The organism is Pseudomonas edaphica (genome assembly GCF_965277385.1).
Classification (GTDB): Bacteria; Pseudomonadota; Gammaproteobacteria; order Pseudomonadales; family Pseudomonadaceae; genus Aquipseudomonas; species Aquipseudomonas edaphica.
Genome location: NZ_OZ255725.1, coordinates 3,935,146 through 3,947,508, shown reverse-complemented (window position 1 = coordinate 3,947,508; position 12,363 = coordinate 3,935,146). Strand labels below are relative to the sequence as shown.

General features: G+C 59.4%; 11 protein-coding genes. 3 read left to right on the top strand and 8 right to left on the bottom strand.

All coding sequences use genetic code 11. The features are described from left to right. Window positions 1–91: 91 nt before the first annotated feature. Both ACQY47_RS17920 and ACQY47_RS17915 read right to left on the bottom strand, forming a co-directional pair. Entirely contained in the window at window positions 92–847 is a 756-nt protein-coding gene (locus ACQY47_RS17920; RefSeq protein ID WP_017135976.1) for an alpha/beta hydrolase family protein, read from the bottom strand. Then, window positions 837–1,946, bottom strand: coding sequence for a DUF3182 family protein (locus ACQY47_RS17915; protein WP_428550665.1), 1,110 nt, complete (start codon window positions 1,944–1,946; stop codon window positions 837–839). The genes ACQY47_RS17920 and ACQY47_RS17915 overlap by 11 nt, the downstream gene beginning before the upstream one ends. Before the next feature lie 249 nt (window positions 1,947–2,195). On the opposite strand from ACQY47_RS17915, the gene ACQY47_RS17910 reads away from it, so the two are divergent. Continuing rightward, window positions 2,196–2,759, top strand: a complete 564-nt coding sequence (locus tag ACQY47_RS17910; protein ID WP_099547544.1) for a cysteine hydrolase family protein — start codon at window positions 2,196–2,198, stop codon at window positions 2,757–2,759. Between the two features lie 20 nt (window positions 2,760–2,779). Here the strand turns inward: ACQY47_RS17910 and tam are convergent, their stop codons facing one another. Further along, window positions 2,780–3,541, bottom strand: coding sequence for a trans-aconitate 2-methyltransferase (tam, locus tag ACQY47_RS17905; protein WP_428550662.1), 762 nt, complete (start codon window positions 3,539–3,541; stop codon window positions 2,780–2,782). 102 nt (window positions 3,542–3,643) lie between these two features. Between tam and ACQY47_RS17900 the strand changes: the two genes are divergently transcribed. After that, the gene (locus tag ACQY47_RS17900) at window positions 3,644–4,552 is read left to right on the top strand and encodes a LysR family transcriptional regulator (RefSeq protein WP_428550659.1); all 909 of its coding nucleotides are present in this window, start codon (window positions 3,644–3,646) and stop codon (window positions 4,550–4,552) included. Window positions 4,553–4,619: 67 nt separating this feature from the next. On the opposite strand, the gene ACQY47_RS17895 is transcribed toward ACQY47_RS17900, so the two are convergent. After that, entirely contained in the window at window positions 4,620–5,147 is a 528-nt protein-coding gene (locus ACQY47_RS17895; protein WP_017135971.1) for a single-stranded DNA-binding protein, read from the bottom strand. Between the two features lie 9 nt (window positions 5,148–5,156). After that, window positions 5,157–6,551, bottom strand: coding sequence for an MFS transporter (locus tag ACQY47_RS17890; RefSeq protein WP_236445976.1), 1,395 nt, complete (start codon window positions 6,549–6,551; stop codon window positions 5,157–5,159). A 178-nt stretch (window positions 6,552–6,729) separates the two neighbouring features. Here ACQY47_RS17890 and uvrA point away from each other — a divergent pair, with 178 nt between their 5' ends. Continuing rightward, the gene (gene uvrA, locus ACQY47_RS17885; protein WP_026013597.1) at window positions 6,730–9,564 is read left to right on the top strand and encodes an excinuclease ABC subunit UvrA; all 2,835 of its coding nucleotides are present in this window, start codon (window positions 6,730–6,732) and stop codon (window positions 9,562–9,564) included. Between the two features lie 65 nt (window positions 9,565–9,629). Here the strand turns inward: uvrA and bfr are convergent, their stop codons facing one another. The 3 genes from bfr to rplQ all read right to left on the bottom strand — a co-directional run bounded on the left by bfr (window position 9,630) and on the right by rplQ (window position 12,323). Continuing rightward, entirely contained in the window at window positions 9,630–10,094 is a 465-nt protein-coding gene (gene bfr / locus ACQY47_RS17880) for a bacterioferritin (RefSeq protein ID WP_015886133.1), read from the bottom strand. Window positions 10,095–10,249: 155 nt separating this feature from the next. Then, a complete protein-coding gene (locus tag ACQY47_RS17875) occupies window positions 10,250–11,689 on the bottom strand; it encodes a catalase (RefSeq protein WP_428550653.1) in 1,440 nt (479 codons plus the stop codon). A gap of 247 nt (window positions 11,690–11,936) precedes the next feature. After that, complete coding sequence (gene rplQ / locus ACQY47_RS17870) at window positions 11,937–12,323, bottom strand: 50S ribosomal protein L17 (protein ID WP_017135967.1); 387 nt, start codon at window positions 12,321–12,323, stop codon at window positions 11,937–11,939. Between the last annotated feature and the right edge of the window lie 40 nt (window positions 12,324–12,363).

Sequence of the window (12,363 nt, the reverse complement as noted above, 5' to 3'; positions counted from 1 at the left end):
GCCATCGCGGGCAAGCCCGCTCCCACACTTGGTATGCATTCCAACCTGTGGGAGCGGGCTTGCCCGCGATGAGGCCCTAAAGGGCACCCCACTATCGTGACTGAATAATGCTCAACCGCTCCCCCACCACCATCTCGGTAATCCAGTCCACCAGAATGGAGGTATAGGCCTGCTGTGACACCGGGTCGCTCAACGAGTGGTCGGCGCCATCGATGATCCGATGGGTCAGCGAATGGGTGTTCTGGCACGCCGCGCGGTAACTCATGATGGTGGCATGGGGCACGTGGTCGTCGGTTTCCGACTCGACGATCAGCACATCACCGCTGAACTTGGCGCAGGCATGCAGGGCGCGATTGGTCTCGGCGTGTACCAGGGTGCTGCGGTAATCCATCAGGTCGGCCTTATCCAGGTCGCGCTTGGGCTTGAGCCACTCCTGGTCGCGATACAACGCCGGCACCCGCAGCGCCAACCAGCGTACCGGGCGCAATGAGGTGAGAATCGCCGCCAGATAGCCGCCATAACTGGTGCCCACCACGGCCACGGCCGAGGTGTCGATGGCGGGGTGTGAGAGCAGCCGATCATAGGCCGCCAGCAAATCGCGCAGGTTGTCTTCACGGGTGACGCGGGACAAGGGAATGCCGGTGCCGGCGTGGCCGCGCAGGTCGAAAGTCAGGCATACGCAGCCTAAACCGGCGATGCCCTTGGCGCGCTCCAGGTCGCGTTCCTGGCTGCCGCCCCAGCCGTGCACAAACAAAACGCCGGGGACTTTGGATTTTGGACTCAGGAAGGTGCCGCTCATCTGTTCGTCGTCGATATCGATCGCAATGCTTTCGCTTCTAGCCGTCATAAGATTTAACCGTCACATACTTGAGAAGAAAGTCGCTGTTTTCGGCCGGGCCGCGATACACCTCAATAGCGTGCGCCGGCAGCGGTTGGTCCACATAGGTCTCTACCGAGGACACATGAATCGCCCGCAGGCCGGGGTTATTGATAAAGCTTTGCAGCGCCGCGACTTCCGCGCTGCTGGCCCCACCCATGCGCCAGGATTGTTCGAGCACGCCACTACGGCGTTGGCCGTCACTGTCCAGGCCTTGGGCAATGTCGTAATTGCGCCGCGAGGCATAGAAACCAGGGTAGGCCTCATCGGCGGCACTGTCGAAGACCTGGGCTTGTTGGATGGCTTCGCGCACATCGTCGGGCAAATCGAGCTCAAGCAGGTCGTCATAACCACCAGGCACCACCAGCAAGGTCGAGCCGCCGTAAACCTCTTCGCCGTGCCCGTCCTGGGTGAGAAATTGCTCGCCGCAGTAGCTGATCACGTGATCGCCGATAAAGCTCTGGCCTACGCTATGGGTGGTGACGTCGTGCAGATCCTGCTCCAGCACTACGCCGTCGTTGAACAGCTGCGCCGCTTCGGGTCGCGCCAGCAAAGCCTCGAATGCATCGAGGCTGTGGATAACTTCCTGGCCGCGTCCGGCACAGGCATGCACCGGTTTCATGCGAATCGGCCCGCTGTAGAGCAAGCGCGTGGCGGCAGGCAATGCGTCTTCAAGGGCAAACACGCTGAGCCCGTCGAGAACAACCGTGCGCACACGCTCACAGAACGCTGGCGACCAGCCGTCAGGCGCCGTGGCGTCAGGACTTGGCAGGCCGTGGGTGATCGCTTTGGTACAGATGAATGCGTGATCGACATAACCGCCCCACAGATCTTCCGGCCCTTTGATATTAAGCGGCCGCGCTTGAGCGGGGCCGACCAGGGTTTGGGTGGGCAAGACATATAAGTCGAGGCCATCATGTAGCTGCGGGTCATAGCTGCCGCCGAATTTTAGCCCAAGGATCTGCGCCAGCCAGCGCGCGAGGGCGCGATTGGTTTCGACTTCATGCTGCGGCGCCCCTTCTCTTGTGGAGTGGGCGACTACGCGTTTTTTGCGTTGAATCGGGGTCATGCGTCCCCCTTGGCGATCCTGCCATGTGTGTGCAAGGACGGTTGCATGGATCACGCCAAGGCATAGTTGGGGAGGATGGCCGTTAAATCAAACAGTTACTGACACAGCGATGGCACTAGGCCTGTTTTATTCTGCACGACAGGGGTTTAAACGGACGGTGTTCTGCACGACGCCTCCATCAAAGCAGCTGCGTGGATGGCGACGGGCCAGCTAAGATGCAAGGCACTGCCAACCATCATAAGGACACCCATGGCCAAGCAAGCGCTCATCCTCATCGATATCCAGAACGATTACTTCCCCGAGGGCAAGTGGCCGCTCGATGGCGTGGAAGCCGCGGCGGACAAGGCCGCGCAGGTGCTGCAGGCGTTTCGCCAGGCGGGCAACGCCGTTGTCCATGTGCGCCATGAGTTCACCAGCGAAGACGCGCCCTTCTTCACGCCAGGCTCCGAGGGCGCGCACCTGCATGCCAAGGTACTCAACGAGGGTAATGAGCCGGTGGTACTTAAACACTTTGTGAACGCGTTTCGCGGGACAAACCTGCGCACCGTGCTGGAACAACGCGCCATCACTGACGTGGTGGTGGTCGGCAACATGAGCCATATGTGCATCGACGCCGTGGTGCGGGCTGCGGCAGACCTGGGCTACCAGGTCACGCTGATTCATGACGCCTGCGCGACCCGCGACCAGGTATTCAATGGCCAGGTGATTGCGGCGGCGCAGGTGCATGGCGCTTATATGGCATCGCTGGCCTTTGGGTACGCCAGCGTGGTGTCGACGGATGAATACTTGAAGGCGCAAGCGGCGGCGCAATGACCACCGCTTGTTTGCGGCCCTCAGCGGGTTGCGATGATGAACAGACGCGGAAAAGGCAGTAATACAGTGCCGTCAGCCAGGGCCGGGTAAGCCTGGGTAATACGCGCCTGGTATTGCTGTAGGAATGCGGTTTTTTCGCTATCGGTCAACGGTGCAAGAAACGGCCGCAATGCAGAAGCCTTGAACCACTCCACCACCGCCCCGTGATCGGCGAGCGGGTGTTGATAGGTGGTGCGCCACACGTCGACGGTGCTGCAATGTTTGCTCAGCAGCTCGTAGTAGTAACTCGCGGTGTGCCGCTCATTGTGTTTGACCGCTCCGATCTTGGCCGCCCACGGGCCATCTGCCGCCACTTCGCGGGCCAGCCGGTGGGCAGGTTCGTCGAGGTTGTCCGGGGTTTGTACGGCGAGGGTGCCGCCGGGTGTCAGTTGGTCGACCAGATGCGGATAAAGCGTGGCGTGGTCAGGTAACCATTGCAGGGACGCGTTGGCGAGGATCACATCGAACTTCTGGCCTGGGTTCCAGGCGGCGATGTCTGCCAGCTCGAAACTCAGTTTCGGCAAACGCTTGCGGGCGTCGACCAGCATGTCGTCGGAGCTGTCCATGCCCGTAACGTGCGCCTGCGGGAAACGGTCGGCCAACACTTCAGTGGAATTGCCAGGGCCGCACCCCAGGTCGACGGCGCTACGCACATCGGTATTAGGAATGGCCGCGACCAAGTCACGGACCGGGCGGGTGCGTTGCTGTTCAAACATCGTGTATTGCTTGGCAGACCAGGTCATCGCGGCTTTCCTTCTTTGTTAGCGGTGACCACAGCCTAAGTCTTGTGAGCCATGAGAACAAATGCCAGGATTGGCAAACTCCCATACCTTGAAAGTATCCTTATGTTGGAGCTTCGCCAGCTTAAAGCCTTCGTGGCTATTGCCGAGGAAGGCTACATCACTCGCGCTGCGGAACGCCTGGGCATGCAACAACCACCCTTGACGCGCTTGCTGCAGAGTCTTGAAACGCAATTGGGTGTGGTGTTGATGGAGCGCCTGCCCCGCGGCGTGCGCCCAACCACTGCCGGCCTCGCGTTGTTGGACGAGGCGCGTGACATCCTGGCGCGGGCCGAGGGTGTGGCCGACGTGGTGCGCCGTGCCGCCCGTGGTGAACGGGGCCGACTCGCTATCGGCTTTACCAGCTCGGCGGCGTTGCACCCGTTTGTGCCCAGCGTGCTGCGGCGGTTTCGCGAGGCCTTTGTGGGGGTCTCGGTGGTACTGGAGGAAGCGGGAACCGGCGAACTGCTGGACGCGCTGGTGCAGGAAAAACTGGATGCCGCGTTTATCCGCTCACCGCTCAGTGGCACGCAACAGTTGCAGGACGAACCGATCCTGGTGGAGCCGATGCTGCTGGCGCTGCCGACCGATCATCCCTTGGCACTCGATGCGGGGCAGCCGTTACCCTTGGCAGCATTGGCTGATGAGGCTTTTGTGCTCTATCGCCGGCGCGTGGGGTTGGGTTTGTATGACGCCATTCTGGTGGCCTGCCGTGAAGCGGGGTTCAGCCCGCAAGTGGTGCAGGAGGCACCACGCATGACAGCGACCTTGAGCCTTGTGGCTGCAGGGCTTGGGGTCTCCATCGTGCCCGCCTCCATGCAGCGGCTGCGCGGCGATGGCATTATTTATCGCGAGCTGATCGAGTGCCAGAGCCTGGTGGCGCCGCTGCATTTGGCCACGCGTATTGGCGACAGCTCAGCGGTTTTGCGCAGGTTTAAGGAGATGGTGGTCACAGAGGCGGCGACAGATGCTTGATCACAGGCATTAAAAAACCCCCGAGGCTTTCGCCTGCGGGGGTTTTGCTCGTTCCGGGCCTGGGACCTTAGAACGGGATATCGTCATCAAAGCTGTCGAAATCCGGAGCCGGCTGTGGCGCGGCCTGCTGTGGAGGCGGTGCCTGGCGCGACTGTTGCGGAGCCGACTGCTGCGGGCGCGGAGCCTGCTGGCGTGGGGTCGGAGCGGACTGCTGGTAGTTATTGCCCCCGCCTTGTTGGTCGCCCTGCTGTGGACGGCCGCCCAGCAGCTGCATGGTGCCTTGCATGTCGACTACGATTTCAGTGGTGTAACGCTTGATGCCGTCTTTTTCCCACTCGCGGGTTTGCAGCTTGCCTTCGATGTAGACCTGCGAACCTTTGCGCAGGTACTCACCGGCGATCTCTGCAACCTTGCCGAACATCGACACGCGGTGCCATTCGGTTTTCTCGACCTTCTGGCCGGTCTGCTTGTCGGTCCACTGTTCGCTGGTTGCCAGACTCAGGTTGGTCACGGCGTTACCGTTAGGCAAGTAGCGAACTTCGGGATCCTGGCCGCAAGTACCGACCAATATGACTTTGTTAACCCCACGGGCCATAACGTTCTCCTAGGCTGGGCGCGCTGTCGGCACTGGGTTGACCAGTTGCTCGAGCGTCGCGCGATCCAATAATTCGGTGTCTAATTTGATGTAGATGGCGGCTTCTTCTGCAATAACCACGGCATCTGTAACCCCGGTAACGGCCTTGAGGCGCTCAACCAGACCGGCTTCGCGGATCGCTTCTGGCGATAACGGCAAACGCAGGCTCGTCACATAGGGAGGTTCGCGCATGGTAACAGCAAAGGCCAACCAAAGTGCAGCCAGCCCGGCGCATCCGAGGAACACAACCGACAAACCGCCATGCTGGAACATCCAGCCGCCCATGATGCCGCCAAGCGCGGAGCCGAGGAACTGGCTGGTGGAATACACCCCCATCGCCGTGCCCTTGCCACCGGCCGGTGAAACTTTGCTGATCAGCGAAGGCAGCGAAGCCTCCAGCAGGTTGAACGCGGTGAAGAACACCACCGTGCCGATTACCAGTGCCCGCAGGCTGTCGCCGAACTTCCAGAAGAATAGCTCAGTGAGCATCAGCGTCGCGACGGCGCCGAGCAAAACTCGTTTCATTTTGCGTTTCTTCTCGCCGTAGATGATGAACGGGATCATGGCGAAAAACGAAATCAGCAGTGCGGTGAGGTACACCCACCAGTGCTGTTCCTTGGGCAAACCGGCTTTTTCGACCAGTGCCAGGGGCAACGCAACGAAGCTGCACATCAGCATTGCGTGCAACACGAAGATACCTAAATCCAGACGCAGCAGGTCCGGGTGCTTGAGCGTCGGCAACAATGCCTTGCGTGCGACGCCGGACTCACGGTGCTGCAAGGTGCCGGTGGAGCGCGGCACCATGAAGGCCACGATCACGATGCCGAACAACGCCATGCCGCCGGTGGCGAGGAACAGCCCGTGCAAACCGAAGGCACGGGTCAGCAAGGGGCCGACGACCATCGCAACGGCGAATGAAAGGCCGATGGTCATGCCGATCATGGCCATGGCCTTGGTGCGGTGTTGTTCGCGGGTCAGGTCCGAGAGCAGCGCCATCACCGCTGCGGAAATCGCCCCGGCGCCCTGTAGGACGCGCCCGGCAATCACACCCCAAATAGAATCGGACTGGGCCGCGACCACACTGCCGAGGGCGAACACGATCAGCCCCAGGTAGATGATGGGACGACGGCCGATACGGTCGGAAATGATCCCGAACGGGATCTGAAAAAGCGCCTGGGTCAGGCCATAGGCGCCAATCGCCAGGCCGATCAGTGCGGGGGTCGCTCCTGCGAGATCCATTCCATAGGTCGCCAGCACCGGCAACACCATAAACATGCCTAGCATACGGAACGCGAACACCAGGGCCAGACCGCTTGCTGCTCGGGTCTCGCCGCTACTCATGCGTTCGCTGTGGGGATCGTGCATGGAAAAACCTCGTGTGAACCGGCGGCGATTCTACCAGTCCCATCGATTGAGAGGGTATATGCGGCGCTTTGCCGCGCAGCTTTCATGTAAGGCTGCACCCGGCACTTTGGCAGTGTATATTCATCCAGTCTTTAGCCGTATACTCCTGCATTATTTACGCCCGCCGTGCGAGGCCATCTTGGACAAGATCCTGATTCGTGGGGCTAGAACCCACAACCTGAAGAACATCGACCTGACCCTGCCCCGGGACAAACTGATCGTCATCACCGGCTTGTCCGGCTCGGGCAAATCGTCCCTGGCGTTCGACACGCTGTATGCCGAGGGCCAGCGCCGCTATGTGGAATCGCTGTCGGCCTATGCGCGACAGTTCCTGTCAATGATGGAAAAACCCGACGTCGACACCATTGAAGGCCTGTCGCCGGCGATTTCCATCGAACAGAAGTCGACCTCCCATAACCCGCGTTCCACCGTGGGCACCATCACTGAAATCTACGACTACCTGCGCCTGCTGTATGCGCGCGTAGGTATTCCACGTTGCCCGGACCACGACATTCCGCTGGAAGCCCAGACCGTCAGCCAGATGGTCGACCTGGTGCTGGCCCAGCCGGAAGGCGCCAAGCTGATGCTGCTGGCGCCGGTGATTCGCGAGCGCAAGGGTGAGCACCTGTCGGTGTTCGAAGAGCTGCGTGCCCAGGGCTTTGTGCGGGCGCGCATCAACGGCAAGCTGTATGAGCTGGACGAAGCGCCGAAGCTCGACAAGCAGAAGAAGCATTCGATTGATGTGGTGGTCGACCGCTTCAAGGTACGCGCCGACTTGCAGCAGCGTTTGGCGGAATCGTTCGAGACCGCGCTGAAGCTGGCCGATGGTATTGCCCTGGTCGCACCGATGGATGACGAACCGGGCGAAGAGATCATCTTCTCCGCACGTTTTGCCTGCCCGATCTGCGGCCATGCGATCAGCGAGCTGGAACCCAAGCTGTTTTCCTTCAACAACCCGGCCGGGGCCTGCCCGACGTGCGATGGCCTGGGGGTGAAGCAGTTCTTCGACATCAAGCGCCTGGTCAACGGTGACCTGACCTTGGCGGAAGGTGCCATACGCGGCTGGGACAGGCGCAACGTCTATTACTTCCAGATGCTGGGGTCGCTGGCGTCGCACTATAAATTCAGCCTGGAAGTGCCGTTCAACCAACTGCCAGCCGAGCAGCAGAAAGTCATCCTGCACGGTAGCGGCTCGCAGAATGTCGATTTCAAATACCTGAACGACCGCGGCGATATCGTCAAACGCTCGCACCCGTTCGAGGGCATCGTGCCCAACCTGGAGCGGCGCTACCGCGAGACCGAATCGGCGAGCGTACGCGAAGAGCTGGCGAAATTCCTCAGCACCCAACCGTGCCCCGACTGCCGCGGCACGCGCCTGCGTCGTGAGGCGCGGCACGTATGGGTAGGCGAGAAGACGTTGCCGGCAGTAACCAACCTGCCGATCGGCGATGCCTGTGAATACTTCGGTGTACTCAAGCTGACCGGCCGCCGTGGGGAAATTGCCGACAAGATTCTCAAGGAAATTCGCGAGCGCTTGCAGTTCCTGGTCAACGTCGGCCTGGACTACCTGTCGCTGGATCGCAGCGCGGATACCTTGTCCGGTGGTGAGGCCCAGCGGATTCGCCTGGCCAGCCAGATTGGTGCCGGCTTGGTGGGCGTTCTGTACATCCTTGACGAGCCGTCGATCGGCCTGCACCAACGTGACAATGATCGCCTGCTGGGTACGCTGAAACACCTGCGCGATATCGGCAACACGGTGATCGTGGTTGAGCACGACGAAGACGCGATTCGCCTGGCCGATTATGTGGTCGACATTGGTCCTGGTGCGGGCGTGCATGGCGGGCATATTGTCGCCGAGGGCACGCCTGCCGAAGTGATGGCTCACCCGGACTCGTTGACCGGCAAGTACCTGTCCGGTCGCGTGAAAATCGAAGTGCCAGCCAAGCGCACGCCGCGTAACAAAAAAATGGCGCTGCACCTCAAGGGCGCGCGCGGAAATAACCTGCGCAATGTCGACCTGGAGATTCCGCTGGGCTTGCTGACCTGCGTGACCGGTGTTTCCGGCTCGGGCAAATCGACGCTGATCAACAACACGCTGTTCCCACTGAGCGCCACCGCCCTGAACGGCGCGACCACCCTGGAAGCAGCTGCACACGACAGCATCAAGGGCCTGGAGCACTTGGACAAGGTGGTCGATATCGACCAAAGCCCGATTGGCCGCACACCGCGCTCGAACCCTGCGACCTATACCGGGTTGTTCACGCCGATACGCGAACTGTTTGCCGGCGTGCCAGAGTCGCGCTCACGGGGCTATGGGCCTGGCCGGTTCTCGTTCAACGTCAAGGGTGGCCGCTGCGAAGCTTGCCAGGGCGATGGCCTGATCAAAGTGGAAATGCACTTCCTGCCGGACATCTACGTGCCGTGCGATGTGTGCAAGAGCAAGCGCTACAACCGCGAAACCCTGGAGATCAAGTACAAGGGCAAGAGCATCCACGAAACCCTCGAGATGACCATCGAGGAAGCGCGGGTGTTCTTCGACGCAGTTCCAGCATTGGCGCGCAAGCTGCAGACGTTGATGGATGTGGGCCTGTCGTACATCAAGCTGGGGCAGTCAGCGACCACGCTGTCGGGTGGCGAGGCGCAACGGGTGAAGTTGTCTCGTGAGCTGTCCAAACGCGACACGGGCAAGACCCTGTATATCCTCGATGAGCCAACCACGGGCCTGCACTTCGCGGACATTCAGCAATTGCTCGACGTTTTGCACCGCTTGCGCGACCACGGCAACACGGTGGTAGTCATCGAACACAACCTGGATGTGATCAAAACGGCCGACTGGCTGGTGGACCTCGGACCGGAAGGCGGTTCCAAGGGTGGCCAGATCATTGCGGTGGGCACGCCGGAGCAGGTATCCGAGATGCCACAGTCGCATACTGGTTACTACTTGAAGCCACTGCTGGCACGCGACAGAGCCTGATTTATCGGGCTCATGAAAAAGCCCCTGTCACTTTGCGGTGACAGGGGCTTTTTTGCAGCCGCAAATCAGAACTGCGATTGCAGGTAATTCTCCAGACCGACCAACTTGATCAACCCCAACTGCTTTTCAAGCCAGTAGGTGTGATCTTCTTCGGTGTCATTCAACTGCACGCGCAGAATTTCGCGAGTGACATAGTCGTTGTGCTGTTCACAGAGCTCGATGCCCTTGCAGAGCGCGGCACGCACCTTGTACTCGAGACGAAGGTCGGCAGCGAGCATGTCAGGTACCGTGGTGCCCACGTCCAGGTCGTCGGGACGCATGCGCGGCGTGCCTTCGAGCATCAGGATACGGCGCATCAGCGCGTCGGCGTGCTGTGCCTCTTCTTCCATTTCGTGGTTGATACGCTCGTAGAGCTCGGTAAAGCCCCAGTCTTCGTACATACGCGAATGGATGAAATATTGGTCACGAGCTGCCAGTTCGCCCGTCAGCAACGTGTTGAGGTAATCGATTACGTCGGGGTGACCTTGCATCGCCCTACATCTCCCTGCTTGAAAGTCTGTAGTTTGAACCATGCTGACTCGAAGGTCACGGGACAAACGGCAGAAAAGCGAAGATATTCAGAGAAAAGTAGCGAAAATAACGCAAAAACCGCCCGAATGAGGGCGGTTCTGCTTCTCGTTTAGAGTCAGCTAAGCGTTACGCCCAATGCAGTTGCAATGCCCTGGCCGTAAGCTGGGTCAGCCTTGAAAAAGTGCTGAAGCTGGCGCTGAACCACATCACTGCTGACGCCGGCCATCGCGCCGGCGATGTTGTTAATCAGCAGCGCTTTCTGAGCGTCGTCCTGCAGGCGGAACAACGCACCGGCATGGCTGTAGTAGTCCGTGTCTTCACGTTGATCATAACGGTCAGCAGCACCGTTCAGCGCCAGAGGCGGCTCAGCGTACTGTGGCGCCTGCTTTGGTGTATCCGCCACGCTGTTGGGCTCATAGTTAGGAGCCGCACCACCGTAACCAAAGGACATGGAACCATCGCGCTGGTTGTTATTGACCGGACTCAATGGGGAGTTGATCGGCAACTGCTGATGGTTGGTGCCAACGCGATAGCGGTGGGCGTCCGCATAAGCGAAAACACGGCCTTGAAGCATACGGTCTGGCGACAGACCAACACCCGGAACCATATTGCTTGGGCCGAAGCATGCCTGCTCGACTTCAGCAAAGTAATTCACTGGATTACGGTTCAGCTCCAGCTCACCCACCTCGATCAACGGAAACTCCTGCTGCGACCAGGTCTTAGTCACGTCGAACGGGTTTTCATAGTGAGCAGCGGCCTGAGCCTCGGTCATGATCTGGATATTGACGCTCCACTTCGGAAAGTCACCGCGCTCAATCGCATCAAACAGGTCACGCTGCGCGTAATCAGGGTCGGTACCGGCGATACGTGTCGCCTCCTCGGGTGTCAGGTTTTTGATCCCTTGCTTGGTTTTATAGTGCCACTTGACCCAATGGCGCTCGCCTTTAGCGTTGATAAGGCTGTAGGTATGGCTCCCGAAGCCGTGCATGTGACGATAGCCGTCTGGAGTGCCACGATCCGAGAACAGAATGGTGATCTGGTGCAGCGCCTCTGGGGACAATGACCAGAAGTCCCAGACCATCTGTGCACTTTTGAGGTTGGTTTGCGGCAACCGTTTCTGGGTGTGGATAAAATCTGGAAACTTGAGCGGGTCGCGAATGAAGAACACCGGGGTGTTGTTACCAACGATGTCCCAGTTACCTTCCTCGGTGTAAAACTTCAAGGCAAAGCCGCGCGGGTCACGCGCAGTATCTGCCGAGCCACGCTCACCACCCACCGTGGAAAAACGCAGAAACGTTGGAGTCTGCTTGCCTACGGACTCAAACAGCTTGGCGCGGGTGTATTGGGTAATATCCCGAGTCACTGTAAACGTACCGTGTGCACCTGAGCCTTTGGCGTGCACACGACGCTCAGGAATGTTCTCACGGTTGAAGTGCGCAAGCTTCTCGATGAGATGAAAATCATCGAGGAGCAGTGGCCCATGCGAGCCGGCAGTGCGGGAGTTCTGGTTATCTGCGACGGGAGCGCCGCTGGCGGTGGTCAGAATTGTACTCATGCTCAATCTTCCTCAGGTCAGGCTTAGAACTGCCGGCTAATCGGCTGGAGGGAGTATTGACCATCAAGATGACACCATCAAATGCATTAAATTATGGACTTTGATAGAAAATAACTAATAACCCGTCAGGGCGAATAGAGTTTGGATTAATAAGGGAACCGGCAGCGACTTGAGGAATATAGACGAGTTTCCTATCGCCCACAAAAAACCGGGCACTAGGCCCGGTTCTTCGTTGCAGCGTGTCGTCTTACTCGGCGCTTACAGCTTCGCCGGCAGTAGCACGATCAACCAACTCGACATACGCCATAGGCGCGTTGTCGCCAGTGCGGAAGCCGCACTTGAGGATGCGCAGGTAGCCACCCTCACGGGTAGCGTAACGCTTGCCCAGGTCGTTGAAGAGCTTACCAACGATAGCTTTCGAACGAGTACGGTCGAAAACCAAACGGCGGTTAGCCAGGCTGTCTGTCTTGGCCAAAGTGATCAGCGGCTCAGCAACGCGACGCAGTTCTTTAGCTTTCGGCAGGGTAGTTTTGATCAGCTCGTGCTCGAACAGCGACACCGCCATGTTTTGAAACATGGCCTTGCGGTGCGAGCTGGTACGGCTCAGGTGACGACCACTTTTACGATGACGCATGGTTCATTCCTTACCAAACTCACGTTCGGTGATTACGACG